This window comes from Pseudarthrobacter sp. MDT1-56 (assembly GCF_059383555.1).
In genome coordinates this window covers 138,588-159,366 of the sequence record NZ_JBWZCK010000006.1, presented here as the reverse complement: position 1 = coordinate 159,366, position 20,779 = coordinate 138,588, and the positions used below count along the sequence as shown (strand labels likewise).

The 20,779-nt window shown below is 66.3% G+C and carries 21 protein-coding genes; 15 read left to right on the top strand and 6 right to left on the bottom strand.

The window, feature by feature from the left end:
• Positions 1 to 73: 73 nt before the first annotated feature.
• Positions 74 to 1,285, bottom strand: coding sequence for an ROK family protein (locus AC50YC_RS10465; RefSeq protein ID WP_494953466.1), 1,212 nt, complete (start codon positions 1,283 to 1,285; stop codon positions 74 to 76).
• Positions 1,286 to 1,465: 180 nt separating this feature from the next.
• Here AC50YC_RS10465 and AC50YC_RS10460 point away from each other — a divergent pair, with 180 nt between their 5' ends.
• The 13 genes from AC50YC_RS10460 (at position 1,466) to AC50YC_RS10400 (ending at position 13,793) form a co-directional block, all read left to right on the top strand.
• Positions 1,466 to 2,548: a Gfo/Idh/MocA family protein gene (locus tag AC50YC_RS10460; RefSeq protein ID WP_494953570.1), complete on the top strand. Its 1,083-nt coding sequence runs from the start codon at positions 1,466 to 1,468 to the stop codon at positions 2,546 to 2,548.
• Entirely contained in the window at positions 2,545 to 3,354 is an 810-nt protein-coding gene (locus AC50YC_RS10455; protein ID WP_494953465.1) for a hypothetical protein, read from the top strand. Before AC50YC_RS10460 ends, AC50YC_RS10455 begins: the two co-directional genes overlap by 4 nt.
• A gap of 94 nt (positions 3,355 to 3,448) precedes the next feature.
• Positions 3,449 to 4,771 carry an ABC transporter substrate-binding protein gene (locus AC50YC_RS10450; protein ID WP_494953464.1) on the top strand — a complete coding sequence of 441 codons (1,323 nt, stop codon included), beginning with the start codon at positions 3,449 to 3,451 and terminating at the stop codon, positions 4,769 to 4,771.
• An 11-nt stretch (positions 4,772 to 4,782) separates the two neighbouring features.
• The gene (locus tag AC50YC_RS10445; protein ID WP_494953463.1) at positions 4,783 to 5,742 is read left to right on the top strand and encodes a carbohydrate ABC transporter permease; all 960 of its coding nucleotides are present in this window, start codon (positions 4,783 to 4,785) and stop codon (positions 5,740 to 5,742) included.
• Positions 5,742 to 6,635 carry a carbohydrate ABC transporter permease gene (locus tag AC50YC_RS10440; protein ID WP_354172604.1) on the top strand — a complete coding sequence of 298 codons (894 nt, stop codon included), beginning with the start codon at positions 5,742 to 5,744 and terminating at the stop codon, positions 6,633 to 6,635. The genes AC50YC_RS10445 and AC50YC_RS10440 overlap by 1 nt, the downstream gene beginning before the upstream one ends.
• A gap of 46 nt (positions 6,636 to 6,681) precedes the next feature.
• On the top strand, positions 6,682 to 7,437 hold the full coding sequence (locus AC50YC_RS10435) for a sugar phosphate isomerase/epimerase family protein (RefSeq protein WP_494953462.1): 756 nt from the start codon (positions 6,682 to 6,684) through the stop codon (positions 7,435 to 7,437).
• Positions 7,434 to 8,549, top strand: a complete 1,116-nt coding sequence (locus AC50YC_RS10430) for a Gfo/Idh/MocA family protein (protein WP_494953461.1) — start codon at positions 7,434 to 7,436, stop codon at positions 8,547 to 8,549. The genes AC50YC_RS10435 and AC50YC_RS10430 overlap by 4 nt, the downstream gene beginning before the upstream one ends.
• An 88-nt stretch (positions 8,550 to 8,637) precedes the next feature.
• Positions 8,638 to 9,780 (top strand): Gfo/Idh/MocA family protein, encoded by a 1,143-nt coding sequence (locus AC50YC_RS10425; protein ID WP_494953569.1) that lies wholly within the window; start codon positions 8,638 to 8,640, stop codon positions 9,778 to 9,780.
• 1 nt (position 9,781) lies between these two features.
• Entirely contained in the window at positions 9,782 to 10,777 is a 996-nt protein-coding gene (locus AC50YC_RS10420; RefSeq protein WP_494953460.1) for a sugar phosphate isomerase/epimerase family protein, read from the top strand.
• A 7-nt stretch (positions 10,778 to 10,784) separates the two neighbouring features.
• Positions 10,785 to 11,657, top strand: a complete 873-nt coding sequence (locus tag AC50YC_RS10415) for a TolB family protein (protein ID WP_494953459.1) — start codon at positions 10,785 to 10,787, stop codon at positions 11,655 to 11,657.
• 106 nt (positions 11,658 to 11,763) lie between these two features.
• Positions 11,764 to 12,306, top strand: coding sequence for a GNAT family N-acetyltransferase (locus AC50YC_RS10410; protein ID WP_494953458.1), 543 nt, complete (start codon positions 11,764 to 11,766; stop codon positions 12,304 to 12,306).
• Between the two features lie 56 nt (positions 12,307 to 12,362).
• Positions 12,363 to 13,082, top strand: coding sequence for a DsbA family oxidoreductase (locus AC50YC_RS10405; RefSeq protein ID WP_494953457.1), 720 nt, complete (start codon positions 12,363 to 12,365; stop codon positions 13,080 to 13,082).
• A gap of 72 nt (positions 13,083 to 13,154) precedes the next feature.
• A complete protein-coding gene (locus tag AC50YC_RS10400) occupies positions 13,155 to 13,793 on the top strand; it encodes a TetR/AcrR family transcriptional regulator (protein ID WP_494953456.1) in 639 nt (212 codons plus the stop codon).
• 22 nt (positions 13,794 to 13,815) lie between these two features.
• Here AC50YC_RS10400 and AC50YC_RS10395 read toward each other — a convergent pair whose 3' ends face one another.
• Together AC50YC_RS10395 and AC50YC_RS10390 are read right to left on the bottom strand one after the other, a co-directional pair.
• Positions 13,816 to 14,496 carry a LytR C-terminal domain-containing protein gene (locus tag AC50YC_RS10395; RefSeq protein ID WP_494953455.1) on the bottom strand — a complete coding sequence of 227 codons (681 nt, stop codon included), beginning with the start codon at positions 14,494 to 14,496 and terminating at the stop codon, positions 13,816 to 13,818.
• Complete coding sequence (locus tag AC50YC_RS10390; protein ID WP_024367337.1) at positions 14,489 to 14,788, bottom strand: type II toxin-antitoxin system VapB family antitoxin; 300 nt, start codon at positions 14,786 to 14,788, stop codon at positions 14,489 to 14,491. The genes AC50YC_RS10395 and AC50YC_RS10390 overlap by 8 nt, the downstream gene beginning before the upstream one ends.
• Positions 14,789 to 14,968: 180 nt before the next feature.
• Between AC50YC_RS10390 and AC50YC_RS10385 the strand changes: the two genes are divergently transcribed.
• A complete protein-coding gene (locus tag AC50YC_RS10385; RefSeq protein WP_494953454.1) occupies positions 14,969 to 15,883 on the top strand; it encodes a hypothetical protein in 915 nt (304 codons plus the stop codon).
• Between the two features lie 119 nt (positions 15,884 to 16,002).
• The gene (locus AC50YC_RS10380; RefSeq protein WP_494953453.1) at positions 16,003 to 17,637 is read left to right on the top strand and encodes a stealth family protein; all 1,635 of its coding nucleotides are present in this window, start codon (positions 16,003 to 16,005) and stop codon (positions 17,635 to 17,637) included.
• 3 nt (positions 17,638 to 17,640) lie between these two features.
• On the opposite strand, the gene AC50YC_RS10375 is transcribed toward AC50YC_RS10380, so the two are convergent.
• From AC50YC_RS10375 to AC50YC_RS10365, 3 genes are all read right to left on the bottom strand, one after another.
• Positions 17,641 to 18,582 (bottom strand): phosphodiesterase, encoded by a 942-nt coding sequence (locus AC50YC_RS10375; protein WP_494953452.1) that lies wholly within the window; start codon positions 18,580 to 18,582, stop codon positions 17,641 to 17,643.
• A 205-nt stretch (positions 18,583 to 18,787) separates the two neighbouring features.
• Positions 18,788 to 19,999 carry a formaldehyde dehydrogenase, glutathione-independent gene (gene fdhA, locus AC50YC_RS10370; protein WP_494953451.1) on the bottom strand — a complete coding sequence of 404 codons (1,212 nt, stop codon included), beginning with the start codon at positions 19,997 to 19,999 and terminating at the stop codon, positions 18,788 to 18,790.
• Positions 20,000 to 20,222: 223 nt separating this feature from the next.
• Positions 20,223 to 20,708, bottom strand: a complete 486-nt coding sequence (locus AC50YC_RS10365) for a glutathione peroxidase (RefSeq protein WP_494953450.1) — start codon at positions 20,706 to 20,708, stop codon at positions 20,223 to 20,225.
• Positions 20,709 to 20,779: the final 71 nt, after the last annotated feature.

Below are 20,779 nucleotides of genomic sequence, written 5' to 3'. Positions count from 1 at the left end.
TTCATCAATCCCATTGCTATCACGTGCCCCCGCCGGACCCGGCGATTATGACACCCGCGCAATTTCCCGGAGGTCAGCCCGCCGCCTGCAGGGTCGCCTCGATCACGGCCGGCGAGAGTACATACTGGGTGACCATCTGGCTGGCACCCAGGATTGCGGCCTGGTCCCCCGCCATGGACAGGCCGATCCGCAGGTGGGTGGTGGCCAGCGGCAACGAGCGCCGGTAGACGACCTCGCGGACCCCCGCCATGAGGTGTTCGCCGGCCTGGCCGAGGCTGCCGCCGATCACGATGACGGACGGATTGAGCAGGTTCACCACGGTGGCCAGCACGTCCCCCAGGTCCCGGCCGGCCTGGCGCAGGGCCTGGATCGCCTGCAGGTTTCCCGCGGACACGAGCCGCAGCACGTCGCCGCCGTTGTCGGCCCGCAGCCCTTGCAGCGTCAGGGCATGCGCGACGGCGGGGCCGGAGGCGAGCGCCTCAAGGCAGCCGTAGTTGCCGCAGCGGCAGAGCACGTCGTCGCCGCGGGGTACGCGGACGTGGCCGAGGTCGCCGGCCGTGCCGTTGGCTCCGCGCTGGAGCTGGCCGCTGCTGATGATGCCGGCGCCGATTCCCGTGGCGACCTTGATGAAGAGGAAGTTGTCGTGTTCCGGCCAGTAGCCGGTCCGCTCCCCCAAAGCCATGATGTTGACGTCGTTGTCCACCAGCACCGGGACCGGCAGCGAGCGCTGGACGTGCCGGACGACGTCGAACCCGTCCCAGCCGGGCATGATCGGCGGCTTCACCGGCATCCCGGTGGCATGTTCCACCGGGCCGGGCAGGCCGATGCCGATGCCGGCGAGGTCGTCCTTGCCGCGGCCGGCCTGGCCCAGCACTTTGATGCCTTCCGCCACCACCCGGTCCAGCACGGCGTCCGGGCCGTCGGCGACGTCCTGCGCCAGCCGGCGCTCCGCCAGCACCGTTCCGCCCAGGTCCGTGACGGCGATGATGACGTGGGTTGCCCCCACGTCGACCGCCAGCACGACGCGGGCGGCGGGATTGAAGGCAAAGCGCGACGGCGGCCGGCCGCCGCTGGAGCTGGCCTCGCCTGCCGGTCCAACCAGTCCGGAGTGCATCAGCGCATCGATGCGGGACGCGACGGTGGAACGGGCCAGGCCGGTGGTGAGAGCCAGTTCGGCGCGGGTGCGGGCCTTGCCGTCGCGCAGGAGCTGGAACAGGTCCCCGGCACGGGACAGACTGCCGGCGGCCTCGAGGGCGGCGGGTTCAATGCCGGTGGGCGTGCTCATGAGTAAGTGATAGCACGAAGTTCTTATGCCTGTCACACTTCAGAAAGTTTGACACTGATTCTGCAACTTTTGCTTGACGATCGACAAAAGTCGCCCTAGCTTGGGTGTGAGACAGATCACCGAATGCTGTGTGGCCTGGCCAGTGAGTACCGTTTCAGCGAATACAAGGGGGTATTGAAGTTGTCGAGCCATCCACGAGCAGCGGCGCCGCCGCTTGGCGTCGGGATCCTGGGGGCGGGCCCGGTGACGCAGGCGATCCACTTGCCCTCCCTGGCGCGGCTCCGGAACATCCTCGAGGTACGCCACGTCATGGACGTGGACCCGGGCGTTGCCGAATCCGTGGCGGCCCGGGTGGGGGCGCGGTACAGCACCACTGTGGAGGAACTGCTGGCGGACCCCGACGTCGACGTCGTCGCCATCTGCAGCCCGCACCAGTTCCACGCCGCACAGGTGATTGCAGCCTGCCGGGCGGGCAAAAAAGCGGTCCTATGTGAGAAGCCCTTCGCGACGACCGGAGAAGAAGCCGCGGCCATTTCCGCGGTGTCCGCCGAAACCGGCGTGCCCATCATTGTGGGCGCCATGCACACCTTCGACCCGGGCTGGTTGGCCGCAGAAGCCGCCTGGGGGAACCTGCCCGGCCAGGTCCACACCGTCCGGTCCTCGATCGTCCTGCCGCCGAACCCGCGCTTCGAGGACTTCGCCACCGAAATCGTCGGCCGCGTTCCTGCCCCGTCCCGCGGTCCCCTGGACGACGCGGCAATCCGGGCCATGATCACCGGCGGCGTGATGGGACTGGCGATCCACGATCTGCCCCTGGTCCGCAGGTTTGCACCGGACTTCGCGTCAGTTGAGGTCCTGCACGCGGAGACCGTGAGGCCCTTCGGCTACCTGATTTCACTCCGCGCCGGAGCAGTGACCATGGAACTCCGGGCCGCGATGAACAGCACCTGGGAACCAGCCTGGACCTTCGAGGCGATCGGGGACGACGCCAGCCTCAGCATCGACTTCACCCCGTCCTATGTGCATGCCGGATCCGCCACCGCGCGGATCCGGCGGGCCGGCACGACGACGGTGCTTGGCCCGTTCGGCCACAACGGCTATGAGGGCGAATGGCGCAAACTCGCCGACATCGCCCGCGGCACCGGGTCGGCGCCCAGCGCGGAAACACTGCTCCACGACCTTGAGTTTGCCCTCACCATTGCCGGCGGCGCCGCCGGCAGCGCCGCCAGCGACGTTCCCGCACCCGAGGAGTCACTGGCATGAGCACCGTACTCCCCGTCCGCACCACTCCCGGCGCCGAAACCGCCGGCGCCGTCGCCGCTGTCCTCGCGTCGCTTCCCGTTTCCTTTGCCCTGGCATCAGCGGCCCCGGATGTCACCGCCGTCGCCGGCCACGCCGGCTGGACCAGTCGGGCCGCCGAGGCGATCCTCTCCGGTTCCCGCGGGGTCGTGGTCTCAGGTCCGGTCGCCGAGGACCCCGCAGCCCTGGCGGGCACAGCGGCCGCGAGCGGCGCGCTGGTGGTTCTGGACCAGCGCTGGGCGGGAAACCCGGCCCTCGCCTCCTCCCACGACGCCGCCCGGGCAGTGATCTCCGCCGCCCTGGCGGACTGCGTGCTGCTGGACTCTGTTGCTTACGGCGCGCCGGACGATGACCCCCATCTGTTGCTAACTGAGCACCTCGCCGCCGTCCTGCAGTCCGGCGTCGCCGTTGACGGACTCAAGGTGGTCCAGCGCAGCGCCAACGGCTACACCGTGGTTGGGAAGCTGGCCAATGGTGCCCCCGCGGCCCTGCAGGGGATCACCACCGCTTCTGTCCCGGCAACGGCGACCATCTCCCTTCTCACCTCCACCGGCCGGGCGGACATTACCTTGCCGGACCCCTCCGCGGCCTGGCCGGCGGAAATCCGCTCGGTCACGGCAGCCGGGGCCACCACCCTTCCCACGATCTACGAATCCGCGCACCGCCACAGCTGGCGGCGGATCCGCCGTCAGCTCGAGGCGGGCGGACCGTCCACCGACCTGCAGCAATTCGCCGCCCTCACTTCGCTCATCGACAGACTCAACGACTAGCCAGTTCCATCCGCAGCACCAGCACAAGATTCCGCATCAACTCAATGTCGAGATGGACCGGCAAGCAACGGCCGGATCCTGAAAGGAAATAATCGTGACCATTAAGTCCTCCGCAACATCCACCGCTTTCTCCCGCCGGGGGTTCCTGGGCTTCGCCGCAGCGGCGGCTTCCGCGCCGCTGCTCGCCGCCTGCGGCGGCGGCTCCGCCACCCAGGGCGGGGGAACCGGCGTCGTGAAGTTCTGGGACATGCCGTGGGCAACTCCCGCCTACAACGAGGCCGCCAAGAAGATCACGGAGGGCTACGCACCGGCCTCGGGGAACCTCAAGGCCAGCTACCAGACCATCCAGTGGAGCAACTTCTACCAGACGTTCTCTTCGGCCATCGCATCCAAGACCGGGCCCGCAGTGTCCACCGGCGGCGGGTTCCAGGCCTTCCAGTTTGAGCAGCAGGGGCAGATCGCGTACGCCGACAAGGTCATTGACCTCCTGAAGGAGAACGGCCAGTTCGACGATTTCCTGCCGGGCGTCCTGGAGCCCTTCAAGTCCGACAAGGGCTATGTGGCGGTTCCGTGGCAGCTGGACATGCGGGTGTTCTGGTACCGCAAGTCGCTCTTCGAACAGGCTGGCGTCGGCCTCCCCACCGACTGGCCATCCCTCCTGGAAGCCGGCAAAGCACTTAAGAAGATCGGCGCCTTCGGCTTCACCACCGGCGCGGGCGCAGGCAACAACTATGGCAACCACTCCATGATCATGATGATGGTCAACAACGGCGGCGGCGTCTTCACCAAGGACGGCGAGCTGGACCTGATGAACGACCGCAACGTGGAAGCCATTGAGTTTATTCTGGAATTGGTCTCCAACGGAATCGTCGACCCCGCGGCGGTCAGCTACACCACCGACAACATGTCGGCGCAATGGAAGGACAAAAAAGCCGGGTACGGCCTGTTCCAGGTCAACGTTCCGCAGCGCGTCGGTGACACGTCCGGAGACTTGCTCGTCGCTGACCCGATCACCGGCCCGCACGGCGACAAGGCCACCATCGTCTTCCCGAACAACATCATGATGTACACGAACACTCCGTCCCAGGAGGCATCCGAAGCTTTCCTGGTGTACTACCTGGGCCAGCTCAAGGAACTGTGGCGCCAGAAGCTGATGTCTGCCTTGCCTGTCTTCAAGTCGATCACGGAAATCCCCGAGTTTGCCGATGATCCCAATAACGTCAAGATCGTCAAGGACTGGCAGCCCATAGCCAAGACCTTCGCGGCCCAGGGCAACACCCTCAACGCCGACCTCGCAGCCCTTGACGGCGGCCAGGCCCTGAACCAGTTCACCCAGACCATCCTGACCGGCCAGTCTGACGCCAAGTCCGCCCTGCAGGCCTTCGAATCCGGGCTTAAGTCCACCATTAAGAAGTAAGCGGCCCTTCCATGGCACTGACTACAGTTCAATCCGGCCTCAGCCGGGCCCGCCAGGGAGTTGCCCCGGGCGGGTCCGGCGGCACCGCAAACCGCAAGAGCAAGCTCAGCGCGCAGACCAGCCGGACCTTCTTCTGGCTCCTGTTGCCCTCAGTCATCCTGCTCGTCCTTATCCACGGCTACCCCCTCATCCACGCCGGTGTGCAGGCCACGCATGACGGTTCCCTGATCGAGACCGGCAACTTCGTCGGCGGGGAGAACTTCGCCACCGTCCTGTCCTCACCGGCATTCTGGAAAGCGGCACAGTTCACCCTGCTCTTCACCATCGTCGGCGTGTTCGGTTCGTGGCTTGTCGGCCTGGGCCTGGCCCTGATGCTCCGGACGAAGATCCCTGCGGGCAGCACCTTCAAAGTCCTGCTGCTCCTGCCGTGGGTCGTACCCATCGTGGTCTCCTCCACAGCGTGGAACTGGCTGGTCGCCACCCCGGACAGCCTGATCCCGGCTCTCTTCCGGAACCTCGGATTGGGAACGCCACTGTTCCTCGCCGATCCCACCCTCGCTGCCGTCACCGTGATGGTGTTCAAAGTCTGGGTCAGCTTCCCTTTTATGATGATGATGATTTCCGCCGCCCTGGCCTCGGTGGACACCACGGTCTACGAGGCGGCGAGCATGGACGGCGCCACCCGCTGGCAGCAGTTCAGCCAGATCACCCTCCCGCTGATCGCCCGCTCCACTTACATCAGCTGGATCCTCATGACCATCTTCTGTGTCAACGACTTCCCCACCATCTACCTGCTCACCGGCGGCGGGCCGGTCAGCGCCACCACCTCCCTGGTCGTCCTGGCCTACCGCACCGTCTTCCAGGACTTCGCCACCGGCCCCGGCGTGGCCATCGCCTTCCTCATGACCATGACGCTGGTGGTCATCTCCGTCCTCCTGTACCGCCAGATCCGAAAGTCGAGCGTCGAATAATGAGCGCAGCAGTCCACGCCCATCCCGAGTCCGGCCCCGTCCTCGGCGTTGCCGGCCCAGCCAAGAACCGCCGCGTCCTGTCCGAAGCCGGCCACCGCGGCCAATGGTGGAGATTCGTTGCGATTCTGGCGATCACCGCGGTCGTCCTCGTCCCGATCCTGGTCACCGTGGTGCTGGCCTTCACCCCCGGACCCACGAGCACCGCCACGGGCCCGACCTTCGAGAACCTCGCCAACGTGTTCTCCGGAACCCTCGCTGCCACGTGGCTGCAGAACAGCCTCATCACCACCCTCGCCACTGTTGTGGTCTCCGTGGCGGTCGCCGCCCCCGCCGGGTACGTCCTCTCCCGAGGCCGCAGCAAGGCGGTCTCCGGCTACTCCCTGCTGCTGTTCGTCATGCAGTCCCTGCCCATCATCACCTCGGTGGTCCCGCTGTTCATCCTCTTCGCCGGCATGGGCCTGGTGGACAACCTGCTGGGCATCACCATCATCTATGTGGGCTCCACAATGACCGTGGCCACCTGGATGATGGCTGCCTACTTCGACTCAATCCCCATCAGCCTCGAAGAAGCCTCCTGGATCGACGGCTGCTCCGTTTTCGGATCCTTCACCAAAGTGGTCCTGCGCAACAGCCTGCCTGGCATCCTGTCCACCGCGATCTTCGCCTTCCTGCTGGCCTGGAACGACTACCTCGTGGCCATCGTGTTCCTCCGCTCCAATGAGATCTTCACTCTCCCCATGGGCGTCCAGTCCTTTTTCCAGCAGAACGCAACCGACTGGACCTCTGTCATGGCCCTCGCCGTGATCATGATGCTCCCGCCCATCATCGTCTTCGCCACCCTGAACAAGTACTTCAGCGTCGGCGGCATCGGCGGATCCCTTGCCGGCCGCTAGCCAACCCGGAACCATTTTCGAAACAAAACTCCCGCAAAGGAACGAAATGTCTTACTCTCTTCAGCTTTACACCCTGCGCAATGCCATCCAGCAGGACCTGCCCGGCACCATCAAGAAGGTCGCCGAGATCGGCTTCACCCAGGTTGAGCCCTACAACTTCGTGGCCACGGCCAAGGAACTCGGCGCCGCGCTGAGGGAGAACGGCCTCACCGCACCGTCCGGCCACGCCCCGCTGCTGGGCCAGGACCAGGACGAAATCTTCGCCGCCGCCAAAGAGCTGGGCATCAGCACCGTCATCGATCCATACCTGCCGGCCGAGCACTGGCAAAAGGCCGAGGATATCCAGGCCACCGCCGCGAAGCTCAACGAAGCCGCCCGGAAGGGCGCCGAGTACGGCATCCGCGTCGGTTACCACAACCACGCCTGGGAACTGGAGTCCACCATCGAGGGCCGCACGGCTCTGGAGTACTTCGCCGATCTCCTGGACCCCGAACTGGTCCTCGAAGTGGACACCTACTGGGTTGCCGTCGGCGGCCAGGACCCCGTCGATATCCTGACCAAACTTGGCGACCGGGTGAAGTTCATCCACATCAAGGACGGCCCGCTCAACACCGACACCAAGGCGCAGCAGCCCGCCGGCCAGGGGAAGATCGCCGTGTGGGACGTCATCGGCGCCGCGAAGTCCCTGGAAGTAGGCGTTGTGGAGTTTGACGACTACTCGGGCGACATCTTTGACGGCATCGCCCAGAGTCTCGCGTACCTGCAGAGCGGTTCCACCAGCGCCCAGGGCGTGAACGCATGAGCGCCGCCCAGCGAAGTGGCCCCGTGGGCGTCGCCGTCATCGGCGCCGGCAACATCAGCAAGCAGTACCTGGACAACCTGACGGTCTTCCCGGACCTCAAGGTCCACGTCATCGCCGACCTCTTCGAGGACGCCGCCGAAGCGCGCGCCAAGGAATACGGTATCGCCGAGTGGGGCGGGGTGGATGCGGCACTGAACCACCCCGACGTCGAAATCATCGTGAACCTGACCATCCCCGCGGCCCACGTCGAGGTGGCCACAGCCGCCGTCAACGCGGGCAAGCACGTCTGGACCGAAAAGCCGTTCTCGCTGGACCGCGACTCCGGCCTCGGGCTGCTCAAGGCAGCCGACGCCGCCGGAATCCGGCTGGGCTGCGCCCCGGACACCTTCCTCGGCGCGGGACTCCAGACCGCGCGGCGGCTGATCGAACGCGGTGACATCGGCACTCCGCTGACGGCCATGACCACGTTCCAGACCCCCGGGCCGGAATCCTGGCACCCTAACCCCGCGTTCCTTTTCCAGTACGGGGCCGGGCCCCTGTTCGACATGGGACCGTACTACCTCACCGCACTGGTGCAGACCTTCGGTTCCATCCGGAAGGTGGCCGCCGTCGGCTCCAAGTCCAAACAGATCCGCGTTATCGGGTCCGGGCCGAAGGCCGGCGAGGAATTCACGGTCGAGGTTCCCACCCATGTCTCCGCCATGGCCCAGTTCGAGAACGGCCAGTCCTCCCACAGCGTCTTCAGCTTCGAATCCCCCCGGCAGCGGATGGGGTTCGTCGAGATCACCGGCACCGAGGCGACCATCTCCCTCCCCGACCCCAACCACTTCGACGGCGAGGTGCGCCTCTGGCGTGCCGGCGACGAAGAGTGGACCGTCATCCCGGCAACCGGCCCCAGCCAGGGCCGCGGCATGGGAGTGCTGGACATGGCACGCTCCATCCGCGCCGGGGTTCCGCATCGCGCCACCGGCAACCTCGCCTACCACGTCCTGGACACCATGGTCTCGATCTCCGAATCCATGGAATCCGGAACCTTCATCGACGTCGAAAGCTCCGCCCCCGCGTCCGCAGCCCTCCCCGAGGACTGGGACCCCACCGCCTCCACCCTTTAGGAAAGCAATCATGACTTCCCACGATGCCACGGCCAGCAACGCCCCGCCCGGCCCTTCCGCCGGCACCGGTTCACCGCTGGGCGTGGCCATGATCGGTTACGCGTTTATGGGCAAGGCCCACTCGAACGCCTGGCGCAATGTGGCCAGTTACTTCGACGTCCCGGCCTTCGAGCAGCGCGTCCTGGCCGGGCGGGACGCTGCCGGGGTCGCCGAAGCCGCTTCGAAGTACGGCTGGGCGGAGTCCTCCACGGACTGGCGCTCAGTGATCGCCCGCGACGACATCCAGATCGTGGATATCTGCGCCCCCGGCTGGATGCATGCCGAGATCGCCGTTGCCGCGCTTGAGGCCGGGAAACACGTACTTGTGGAGAAGCCGCTCGCCAACACCCTGGCCGAGGCCGAGGCCATGACCGCGGCGGCCCAATCGGCCCGCAGCCAGGGTGTCCAGTCCATGATCGGCTTCAACTACCGGCGCATCCCCGCCCTGGCCCTGGCCCGGGAACTGATCGACGAGGGGCGGCTGGGCGCGATCCGGCATGTCCGGGCTGCCTACCTGCAGGACTGGCTCGTAGACCCGGAGTCACCCATGACGTGGCGGCTGAACAGGGAAACCGCAGGCTCCGGGGCGTTGGGCGACATTGCCTCCCACGCCATCGACCAGGTGCTGTTCCTGCTCGGTGACCGGGTCACCGAAGTCTCCGGGCGGCTGCACACCTTCACCTCGCACCGGCCCGGCCGTAACGGCCCGGAAGAGGTGACGGTCGACGACGCCGCCTGGGCGACGCTCTCGCTCGCGTCCGGGGCTGTCGCCTCGGTGGAGGTCTCCCGCGTGGCCACCGGCCAGAAGAACTCGCTCAAACTGGAGATCTACGGCGAGAAGGGTTCCATCCTCTTCGACCTCGAGGACCTGAACGAGCTGGGCTTCCTGGACGCCACCGTCCCCGTCCGGGAACAGGGCTTCCGGCGCATCCTGGTCAACGAACCGGAACACCCCTACGCCGCCGCGTGGTGGCCGCAGGGCCACGTGATCGGCTGGGAACACACCTTCACCCACGAAATCCGCGACTTCCTCGTCGCGATTGGCACCGGGGCCCAGCCCTCGCCGTCGTTCGAGGACGGCCTGACCGTCCAGCGTATTCTGGCCGCAGTCGAGGAAAGCGCGGCCGCCAAGAGCGCCATCATCCAACTGGCCTCCGGCCCCGCCACCGTTCCGCTAACCGAAGGAGCCTGACATGGCCCGCCCGTACACCCTGTTCACCGGCCAGTGGGCCGACCTGCCGTTCGAGGAAGTCGCGCGCCTGGCCTCGGGCTGGGGCTACGACGGCCTGGAAATCGCCGTCTCCGGAGACCACCTGGACGCGTGGCGCTGGGACGAACCCGGCTACGTCGAGTCCAAACTCGCCGTGCTGGAGAAGTACAACCTCAAGGTCTGGGCGATCTCCAACCATCTCAAGGGCCAGGCCGTCTGCGATGACCCCATCGATTTCCGCCACGAGGCCATCGTCGGGGCCAAGGTGTGGGGCGACGGCGACCCCGAAGGCGTCCGCCAGCGCGCTGCCGAGGAAATGCAGCACACCGCCCGGCTCGCCAAGGCTCTGGGCGTGGACACCGTCGTCGGGTTCACCGGCTCCTCCATCTGGCAGTACGTCGCGATGTTCCCACCCGTCCCGGAGAAAGTGATCGACGCCGGCTATCAGGACTTCGCCGACCGCTGGAACCCGATCCTGGACGTCTTCGACGAATGCGGCGTCCGCTTCGCCCACGAGGTCCATCCCTCGGAGATCGCCTATGACTACTGGACCACGGTCCGGACCCTCGAAGCGATCGGCCACCGCGAAGCCTTCGGACTCAACTGGGACCCCTCCCACTTCATGTGGCAGGGCATCGACCCGGTCTCCTTCATCTGGGACTTCAAGGACCGGATCTACCACGTGGACTGCAAGGACACGAAGCTCCGCCCCACCGGCCGGAACACCGTCATGGGCTCACACCTGCCCTGGGGCGACCCGCGCCGCGGCTGGGACTTCGTCTCCGCCGGACGCGGCGACGTGCCCTGGGAATCGTCCTTCCGCGCCCTGACCGCGATCGGCTACAACGGCCCCATCTCGATCGAATGGGAAGACGCCGGCATGGACCGCCTCCACGGCGCCCCCGAAGCCCTCGCCGCCCTCAAAAAGTACGACTTCCCGGCGTCGAACACCTCCTTCGACGCGGCGTTCAAGCAGTAACGACCCCGTGCCCCGCGCGCTAATATCCGGCCAGCGCTGTGAAGTCTGGGTCGCGTCCGTCACCACCGGTTCACGCGAGCTTATCTTCGCCAGCGACGACTTACTCCTGGAAGCCCCCAACTGGACACTCGACGATTCAGCGCTCATCCTCAACGGCGCCGGCAGCCTGTGGCGGCTGGACCTTGCCAGCTGCTCACTCGCCGAGGTCCCGCTCGCGGGGGTCCCCGATCTCAATAACGATCATGTGCTCGCACCCGATGGCAACCGGATCTATCTCTCCGCGGATGACGGCCACATTTACCGGGCAGACATCCAGGGCGGGGACGCGGCCCGGATCACGGCCGAGGACGGATTCTTCCACTTCCTGCACGGCGTGAGCCCGGACGGACGCGAACTCGCTTATGTGGGGATGGACTCCGGCGATTTCACGAAGCCGGGACGCCTCATGACGATGCCTTCGGCGGGCGGGCCTTCGGCCTCGGTCGACACGGGGGCCGGGCATTGTGACGGCCCGGAGTATTCACCGGACGGCAAATGGATCTACCTCAATACCGACACCTTCAGCAGCCGGCCCGGGCACGCACAGATCGCCCGCGTGCGCGTCGACGGATCAGGACTGGAGCGGTTGATTCACAGCGGGACAGTCGACTGGTTCCCGCACGTCTCACCCGACGGGCAACACGCCAGCTATCTCCGCTTCCCCGCAGGAACCATGGGCCATCCCGCCGACCTGCCCGTCGAAATCGTCACCGTACGGCTGGACGACTGGACCACGCCGCTGCACACCTGGGCGCTGTCCGGTGGCCAGGGATCTCTCAACGTCAACAGCTGGTCACCCGATTCCACACGCGTCGCATATGTTGCCTACCCGGTCCGCTGACGTCCCGCCGTCGAGCCCCTCCTTAGACGCCGCTTTGAAGCTGCAACTTGCCGCAACAACGCTTCACGAATCGAACGCGGCGCCAACCGCGGACTAGTGTTCTGGCATGACGCACGTAATCCGAACGGCAACCGCGGACGACGCCGGCAGGCTGGCCGCGCTGGCGGCCGTGACCTTCCCGCTGGCCTGCCCGCCGGGGTCGTCCCCGGCGGACATCGCTGGGCACCTCGCGAACACGCTCAGCGAGGCCAACTTCCGCACCTATCTCGCCGACCCTGACATCACTGTCCTGGTGATCGACGCGGGCGGCGAGCTGCGGGGCTACAGCCTCCTGGTCGCCCGGGCCACCCAGGACCCGGACGTGGCAGCGGTCCTGACGGAACTGCCGTGCACGGAACTCAGCAAGTGCTACGTCCACCCCGACCACCACGGGCTGGGGGCCGCAGCCGAACTGATGCACGCCAGCATCGACGCGGCCGCGGCGGCCGGCGCCCGCGGGCTCTGGCTGGGCGTGAACAACCAGAACGCCCGGGCCGTCCGGTTCTACGAGAAGTCCGGCTTCCGCCGAGTCGGCACCAAGTCCTTTAAGCTCGGGAACACCGTGGAGCACGACTTCGTCATGGAACGACCGCTCACCCGGACCCCGTGACCAAGCCGACAGTCCCCCCGGGGAATGGGGCCGGCGGCCGCGGGGTTGTGGCCAGCATGAAGATTGAGATCTGGTCCGACGTCGCCTGCCCCTGGTGCTACATCGGCAAACGCCGCTTTGAAACCGCACTGGCGGCTTTCCCGCACCGCGAGGCTGTGGAGGTGAAGTGGCGCAGCTACCAGCTGGACCCGTCGCTGCCCGAGCACTACGACGGCACCGCGCTGGACTACCTGAGCACCCGCAAGGGCATGGCCCCGGCCCAGGTCGCGGGGATGTTTGCGCACGTGGCGGAGCAGGCCAGGGGCGAGGGCCTCAACTACCGTTTCGACGACGTCGTGGTCGCCAACAGCTTCACCGCCCACCGGCTGATCCACCTCGCCGCCTCGCACGGGCAGCAGGACGCCGCAAAGGAACGCCTGCTCAGCGACCACTTCGAGCACGGTAAGGACATCGGCAGCCGGGACTACCTGACCTCGCTCGGGCTGGACCTGGGGATCGGCGCGGCCGAGCTGGAGGAGCTGTTCACCACCGACAAATACGCCGACGACGTCCGGCTCGACTTCGAGGAAGGCCGCGCGCTGGGCATCTCCGGCGTCCCGTTCTTCGTGATCGACCGGAAATTCGGGCTTTCCGGCGCCCAGCCCGCTGAGACGTTTACCGAAGCCCTCGAGCAGGCGTGGCAGGACAGCCGCCCGCTGGAAATGGTCAGCGCCCCTGGCGGCGGGGACGCGCACGGAACCGCCGACGCCTGCGGCCCGGAGGGCTGCAGCGCCTAGGGCGGACCGCAGCGCCCGGTGCGCCGGGAAATGAAGACCGGTTTTGCTGACAGATCAGGCTAAAGTGTCCGTATGCCCAGGATTTCGGCCGCGAGCAACGCCGCCCAACGCGCCGAGACCCAGCACCGCATCCTGACCGCTTTCGGCGAGCTCCTGTTCACCCACGGGCTCCCGGGGCTGACCATGACCGACGTCGCCCGGCACGCCAGGATCGGCCGCACCGCCGTGTACAACTATTACGCGGACATCGAAGAGCTTCTGATCGCCTATGCGCTGGACGAGACCGAGCGTTTCCTGATCGATCTGCGCGAATCCCTGGAAGCGCTGGAGAATCCGGTGGACCGCCTGGCCCTGTACGTCCGTGCCCAGGTCGAGGACCTCAGCCGGCGGCATCTGCCGCCCGGCCCCGCGATGGGTGCTGTGCTCTCGCCGGCGTCGTTCGCGAAGCTAGCGGACCACGTCGGCGAGCTCAGCGTGCTCCTGCAGGGCATCCTTCGGGACGGCATCGCACAGGGCTACCTACCCGAGGCGGACATCACCCAGCTGGCGCAGCTCATCCACGGCACCCTGTCTTCCAGCGCCGCCCGCGGTGACGGTGCCGGGCATGATGCCGAGGCCGAGGCCCGGATTGCGCGCACCGTGCGGTTCGTCCAGCTCGGCGCCGGAGCCCGGTTCGACGACGGCGGCCGTCCCCTCCGCGTGTCCTCCTGACGTGCCGTGCCGGCGGACACGGCTAGCCGCCGGGGGCGGGCGCAACCGTCGGCGTTATGGGCTGTCCGGATTCCTCCACAATCCGCCGGTCCTCGCGCGGGCAGCTGAGTTGGCCGGGCGTCTGGTCGACTAGTTCCGGTTTCGCCAGCTCCTTGAAGTCCCCGGTGAGGATGACGTCCACGCTCGGGTCCGTCCGGCCGTCCTGGAAATAGTCCGAGCCCGGCAGGTTCCGCTGAACACTAAACGCAGGGGACTGGCCCGCGGCGCCGGAGACGACCAACGCGACCCCGCGGTAGCTCGACGTCGTGTTGGCAACGGCCCCGACGATGAACTTGCGGGCAGCGAACTCGTCGGCCACGGAACGGGCCAGTCCCGGGCGGGAGGTCGAGTTGTAGACGTTGAGGTTGATCTTTTCAGGCGGCGTGTAGTCGAAGCGCGCTTCCGGGCAGACTGACGCGGCCGCCTGGCTGCGCTCCGCCGCCGGAAACTTGATCTGGCCGTTCATGATGGCCAGCGCCACCACCACCGCGGCGGCCACCAGCCCGACCAGCAGCACCAGGACGACACCGTGCAGGATGCGTCGCCGCTTCCTGACGGGGTTGTGGTGCAGCTCGTCGTCCTCCACGAACGTGGCCCGCAGGTCCGAGCCGGTGATGACCTGGTGTCCGTGCAGGACGGTGACGTCCTTCGGCTTTCTAGCCATTTATCACCAGCACACGCGCGTGGATCGCTGTGCGCTGGTGCAGCGCGGTCCGGACAGCCCGGTGCAGACCGTCCTCCAGGTACAGGACGCCGCGGTATTCCACGACGTGCGGGAACAGATCGCCGAAGAACGTCGAGTCTTCTGCCAGCAGCGCTTCAAGGTCGAGCGTGCGCTTGGTAGTCACCAGATCATCCAGCCGGACCGGTCGCGGCGGCAGCGCCGCCCAGTCCTTGGGCGTGCTGTAACCATGGTCGGGGTACGGGCGTCCCTCGCCCACGGCTTTGAATATCACCCTGCAAGCCTAGGGAACTTAGCCGGGCAAAGGAATCCACGACTCCCGGTGCCGGGAGGTTGTAGCCAAACAGTAACCATTTGTCATACCATCCGCCCCGTGGTGTCACAGTCACGACCCGGGCCGGAGGCACGGTGCACAGCACATGCAAAGATGCCTGGCTGCTGGGAGAATGGGGTCATGACATTTCCCGAGACCTCAGCTTCCCTCTCGCCGTCGGCTCCTCCGCTGGCACTGTTGCTCGACGTCGACGGTCCCGTGGCGAGCCCCGTCACCCGTGCGGTACAGCCGGTGATCATCGAGGACCTGCTGGCGCTGGCCGCGGCGGGGATCCCGGTCATCTTCAACACCGGCCGGTCGGCTGACTTCATCCGCGAACAGGTGATGGGACCGATGATCGCCGCGGGCATGCCGGCCGGCACCCTCATCCACGCCGTCTGCGAGAAGGGGGCCGTCTGGTTCAGCTACACCTCCGCGGGCCCCGGGCCGGTCCACGTCGATCACGATCTGGCCATCCCGCGGTCCTTCGGCGACGACGTCCGCCGGCTGGTCGCCGAGGATTACGCCGAGCACATGTTCTTCGACGAAACCAAGCTGGCCATGGTCTCCGTGGAGCAGCACATCGCCGTCGAGAATGCCGACTACCGGGCCGAGCAGCAACTGTTCGACGCCGATGCCATGGATCTGATGGGCCGGCACGGCCTCGGAGTGGTGCGGCTGGACCACCATGCCCCGGATTCCGATGACCGGGTCGACTACCGGGTGGATCCGACCATCATCTCCACCGACATCGAGTCGGTCAGGCTGGGCAAGGACCTTGGCGCGAGCCGGGCCGTGGAGCTGCTGGCGGCGCAGGGCGTCACCCCGCAGGCCTGGCGGACGGTGGGTGACTCCCGCACCGACTACGCCATGGCCGACTGGCTGCACCACAACGACCACCCGGTGAAACACGTCGACGTCCGGCCCGCCGACGGCGTCCCGGTGAAACCATACGACGTACTCACCGCGGCGGATCTGGGGCTTGGCGAGGACGTCATCCACGACGACGCCGGGGCGGCTTTCCTGCGCAGCTGGCGCCGGGCCCTGCTGGGCTGAACCGGCGGCCTGAACACCCCCGGGCCTAAGGTTCCGAGGGGGACGAGGGGGGGCTCTCGCAGCCCACACTGGCGGCGTTTCAGCCGCGGATTTTCGGCGATTTTGGGGCGGACGATATCATGCAACTAGGGACACATTCACGCAAAGAATCACGGAGAATCGAAATTACAGAAGCATTGGTCCAGGACGAGATCTACTACGGCAGCCAGGCATCGGTAGACGCCCATGATGAGGTCACCTCCGCGGCTGCCGTCGCGAGATTCCGGGCGCGCCAGGACGTTGTACGCCGCCGGGGCCGCTACGGCCTGATCAACGAGAACCGTACGCCGTACCAGGCCATGGTCGAGGATTTGATGTTCATCCGTTCGGTACTGGACGGCGCCGGCTTGGACTACCTTCTGGTCCGCGGCAACAACGACAGGCCCGTCATCGCCGTGGACTGGAAGGACCGCAAGGAACTCCGCGGCGCGCTCGTGGAGGCCTGCCACGATGAGCCCTTCTACTCGATGAGTGTCGATGCCAAGAAGAAGTCCTCGGTGCTGGTCGCCGACGGCGAGCTCTCCCCCAACCGGCAGTCCCGGATCTTCCGGCTGTACCGCCCCCGGGTCGAACCGGAAGGCGGCTTCGAGTTCGGCGCCTCGGCCGGGGTGCAGCTGGAACTGTGGAGTTTCGAAGGCGACGAGCTGATCCTCCCGATCGAGAACTCGCTGACCCGCCGGACGCTGCTGGCCCAGGATGCCGTCCGCGGCACGGTCGAGCGGTACGGCCACACCTGGCCCACCATCGAGAACATGTTCGCGGACCATGCCAGTGACATCAGCTTCGACATCGATCTCGTTTTTTCCTGGGTGGATGGCAGCTCCCCGGAGTACATCGCAGCGCGGCGTGCGCGGATGGCCGGCGTCGTGGTGGGCGAAGGCGACGACCACGAAGCCCGCTTCCGCCAGATCGACGAACTCAAGTACGCGCTGCGCTCGGTCTATATGTTCGCGCCCTGGATCCGGCGCATCTTCATTGCCACGGACTCCCCAACACCGTCCTGGCTGGCGGATCATCCGGGGGTGACGATCGTCCGCAGCGAGGAGTTCTTCGCTGACCCCTCCGTGCTGCCTACCCACAACTCGCAAGCGGTGGAGTGCCAGCTCCACCACATCGACGGGCTGTCCGAGCACTTCCTGTACTCCAATGACGACATGTTCTTCGGACGCGCCATCGGACCGGACTTGTTCTTCACACCCGGCGGCATCACGAAGTTCATCGAAGCGGAAACCCGGATCGGGCTCGGCGACAACGACGCGGAGCGCAGCGGGTTTGAGAACGCGGCCCGGGTGAACCGGAAGCTGCTCTGGGACCGCTTCGGCCGGATCACTACCCGGCACCTGGAGCACACGGCTGCGCCGCTGCGGCGCAGCGTCGTGGCCCAGATGGAGCAGGAGTTTCCGGCGGAATTCGCCAAGACGGCGGCCAGCACGTTCCGCGCGGCCGACAACATCTCGGTGACCAACTCGTTCTACCACTACTACGCGCTGCTCACCGGCCGGGCCGTCACCCAGACGGCGGCGAAGGTGCGCTACGTGGACACCACCGCACGGGCAGGACTCAATTACCTGCCCAAGCTGCTCTCCAAGCGGAACATGGATTTCTTCTGCCTCAACGACGGAAGCTTTCCGGAGGTCCCGGCCGAGGAACGGGCAGAACTCGTGACGGACTTCCTGGAGAAGTACTACCCCATCAAGGCTCCCTGGGAGAAGTAGGGGTTAGTTGCTGGCGGTCAGCCGGCGGTGGCCGGGAGTCCTGGCCGGGTCCTCGATTTTCGCTTTGCTGGGGACGCGGATCCCTGCCGCGGTGATCCGCCGCTGGGCTTCCTCGGCGGAGACGAGCTCGCCGACTGCCGGCGTGTCGCCGAGCAGGACCACGGAGTGCACGATGGTGTGCTCGTAAACGTGGACCAGGTTGAACGCCTGTCCGCCGTCACGTCCGCGGGTTCCGCCGACCGGAACATTGAGGTCCTGCGTGTAGCAGGTGGCCGACGCCACCGAGACCGGGATCCCCGCGAAGGTCGCCGTCGTCGAATAGTGCAGGTGGCCGCCCAAAATCGAACGGACATCGGAGTTCCGCAGGACTCCGGCCAGCGCCGTCTGGTCCCGAAGCTCCACCAGGACGGCGAGGTCCAGGACCGAGGGCACCGGCGGGTGGTGCAGGGCAAGGATGGTTCCGTCCGGGGCGGGAGTGGCGAGTTCGGCCGCGAGCCACTCCAGCTGATCAGGGCTCAGTTCTCCGTGGTGGTAGCCCGGGACTGAGGTGTCGATGGTGATGATCCGCAGACCGTTGATGTAGTACGTGTGATCCACGGGGGCGTCGTCAGCCGGCTGGTCCAGCAGGCCCGTGCGGAAGTGCGCGCGGTTGTCGTGGTTGCCCATCGCCCAGATGACTTTCGCGCCCATGGCCTTGCAGGCGGGCTCCACGATGGCCCGCAACTTGGCATAGGCCTCTGGTTCGCCCCGGTCAGCGAGGTCGCCGGTGAAAATCACGGCTTCGGGTCGCGCGCCGGAGGCCCGCACTTCGTCAAAGAGTTGCTGGAGCAAGGCGTCGCTGTCGACCACACCATGCAATGGTGCCGAACCTCCCAGCAGGTGGGGGTCACTCAGATGGAGTAGAAAATGACGTGGCCGGGGGTGCTCGGCCTCGATGAGCTCCATTGCTACCTTCCTGGTTGGGTGGAAGCGGTTGCCTCCAGCGTCCCTCTCAGTAATGTCTATCCAATCAGACATTCGGCCAACAATGTGCAAACTCCAGTAGGCATGTTCGAAAAGAGGCAATAACCGAGTATTCCGGCGGACACATACCTGCCCTGATCAGGACCGGCTGTGCCCGCCGGAATATCGCTACTCGAGTGCTTGGCAGTTAGCTCAGGTATCCGTTCGGGTTCAGCACGTACTTCGTGGCGGCGCCGGCGTCGAACTCGGCGTAGCCCTTCGGTGCGTCCTCGAGCGGGATCGCCTTGGCGTTGACGTTCTTGGCGATGTGGACCTTGTCATGCAGGATCGCCATCATGAGCTGGCGGTTGTACTTCATCACCGGACACTGGCCCGTGGTGAAGCTCAGCGACTTGGCCCAGCCGGTGCCGAGGCTGAGCGAGAGCGCACCCTTCTTGGCGGCCTCGTCGATGCCGCCCGGGTCGCCGGTGACGTAGAGTCCCGGAATACCCAGCGCACCGCCGGCTGCCGTGATCTCCATCAGCGAGTTGAGCACCGTTGCCGGAGCTTCCTTGGCATCGTGGCCGTGCCCCCGGGCTTCGAAACCGACGGCGTCGACACCGCAGTCGACTTCGGGCACACCGAGGATCTGTTCGATCTGCTCGGCTGGCCCGCCCTGGGACAAGTCAATGGTCTCGCAGCCGAAGCTGCGCGCCTGCGCCAGACGCCCGGCGTTCAGGTCGCCCACAATCACGACGGCGGCGCCCAGCAGTTGCGCGCTGGTGGCCGCAGCCAGCCCGACAGGACCGGCCCCCGCGATGTAGACCGTGGAGCCAACTCCCACACCCGCGGTGACGGCGCCGTGGAAGCCGGTCGGGAAGATATCTGACAGCATCGTCAGGTCCATCATCTTCTCGAGGGCCTGATCCTTGTCCGGGAACTTCAGCAGGTTCCAGTCTGCGTACGGCACCAGCACGTAGTTGGCCTGGCCGCCAACCCAGCCTCCCATGTCCACGTACCCGTAAGCGGCGCCCGGGCGGGCGGGGTTAACGTTGAGGCAGATGCCGGTCTTGCGCTCCTTGCAGTTGCGGCAGCGGCCGCAGGCGATGTTGAAGGGGACCGAGCAGATGTCCCCCACTTTGATGAACTCGACGTCCGGTCCAACTTCCACGACTTCGCCGGTGATTTCATGGCCCAGCACCAGGTCCGAGGGGGCTGTGGTGCGGCCCCGAACCATGTGCTGGTCGGAGCCGCAAATGTTCGTGGCAACGGTTTTGAGGATCACGCCATGGCGCACCGAACGGCCCACGTTGGCGGGGTTGACCCCCGGGCCGTCTTTAAGTTCGAAGCTGGGGTAGTCAATGTCGATCAGTTCGACCTTGCCTGGCCCCTTGTAGGCAACGGCTTTGTTCCCTGTCATCACTTTCCTCCTGGTTTCACGGACCTCAATATGAGTGTCCAGTTGTGATTCACGAAGCGTGCTGATGCACCGTCCCCGGGCCGGTGGCGGCTGTACCGACACCTCACACACGCGCGTCTGCGCCGCGGGTGTGCCCGGCTAATTTGGAAGGTCCGGCCAGTCTAAGCCGCAAGCATGCTTAGGGATAGGGGCCGTTGTCCCCTTGTGTGCTGGGAGCCGACTCTCAGCTGAGGGCGGACTGTACCGCTTCAATAACCTCCGGCGAATCCGGCTCGACGGTGGGGGCGAAACGTGCCACCACGTCGCCGTCGCGGTTCACCAGGAACTTCTCAAAGTTCCATTTCACCAGTCCTGGCAGGAAGCCGTTCTTGAATTTCGTGAGTTCGGCGTAGAGCGGGTGCTGGTTCTTGCCGCGGACGTCGGCTTTCGTGGTGAGCGGGAAGGTCACGCCAAAGTTCCGTTCGCAGAATTCAGCGATTACGGCGTCGGCGGCGGGTTCCTGGCCGGCGAACTGGTTGCAGGGAACACCGAGCACCTCGAAGCCCTGCCCGTGGAACTTGTTGTGCAGAGCTTCGAGGCCGGCGTACTGCGGCGTGAACCCGCACTGCGAAGCCACGTTCACTACCAGCACCACCTCCCCCTTGAAGCGGCCAAAGTCGGTGTCCGTGCCGTCGATGAGGGTGAGCGGAATGCTGTGCAGAGAGGTCATGGGAGGGTTCCTCGCGAGGTCGGTCGTGAAGTTCGTGTCCGGAGCGGTGCTCCGGATGTGGTCACGATTGT

Coding starts and splice junctions, on each gene's coding strand:
- AC50YC_RS10445 (WP_494953463.1), top strand. CDS start 4,783: ATGGCACTGACTACAGTTCAATCCGGCCTCAGCCGGGCCCGCCAGGGA.
- AC50YC_RS10420 (WP_494953460.1), top strand. CDS start 9,782: ATGGCCCGCCCGTACACCCTGTTCACCGGCCAGTGGGCCGACCTGCCG.
- AC50YC_RS10430 (WP_494953461.1), top strand. CDS start 7,434: ATGAGCGCCGCCCAGCGAAGTGGCCCCGTGGGCGTCGCCGTCATCGGC.
- AC50YC_RS10440 (WP_354172604.1), top strand. CDS start 5,742: ATGAGCGCAGCAGTCCACGCCCATCCCGAGTCCGGCCCCGTCCTCGGC.
- AC50YC_RS10380 (WP_494953453.1), top strand. CDS start 16,003: ATGCAACTAGGGACACATTCACGCAAAGAATCACGGAGAATCGAAATT.
- AC50YC_RS10410 (WP_494953458.1), top strand. CDS start 11,764: ATGACGCACGTAATCCGAACGGCAACCGCGGACGACGCCGGCAGGCTG.
- AC50YC_RS10400 (WP_494953456.1), top strand. CDS start 13,155: ATGCCCAGGATTTCGGCCGCGAGCAACGCCGCCCAACGCGCCGAGACC.
- AC50YC_RS10455 (WP_494953465.1), top strand. CDS start 2,545: ATGAGCACCGTACTCCCCGTCCGCACCACTCCCGGCGCCGAAACCGCC.
- AC50YC_RS10365 (WP_494953450.1), bottom strand. CDS start 20,708: ATGACCTCTCTGCACAGCATTCCGCTCACCCTCATCGACGGCACGGAC.
- AC50YC_RS10405 (WP_494953457.1), top strand. CDS start 12,363: ATGAAGATTGAGATCTGGTCCGACGTCGCCTGCCCCTGGTGCTACATC.
- fdhA (WP_494953451.1), bottom strand. CDS start 19,999: ATGACAGGGAACAAAGCCGTTGCCTACAAGGGGCCAGGCAAGGTCGAA.
- AC50YC_RS10395 (WP_494953455.1), bottom strand. CDS start 14,496: ATGGCTAGAAAGCCGAAGGACGTCACCGTCCTGCACGGACACCAGGTC.
- AC50YC_RS10375 (WP_494953452.1), bottom strand. CDS start 18,582: ATGGAGCTCATCGAGGCCGAGCACCCCCGGCCACGTCATTTTCTACTC.
- AC50YC_RS10465 (WP_494953466.1), bottom strand. CDS start 1,285: ATGAGCACGCCCACCGGCATTGAACCCGCCGCCCTCGAGGCCGCCGGC.
- AC50YC_RS10385 (WP_494953454.1), top strand. CDS start 14,969: ATGACATTTCCCGAGACCTCAGCTTCCCTCTCGCCGTCGGCTCCTCCG.
- AC50YC_RS10435 (WP_494953462.1), top strand. CDS start 6,682: ATGTCTTACTCTCTTCAGCTTTACACCCTGCGCAATGCCATCCAGCAG.
- AC50YC_RS10425 (WP_494953569.1), top strand. CDS start 8,638: ATGATCGGTTACGCGTTTATGGGCAAGGCCCACTCGAACGCCTGGCGC.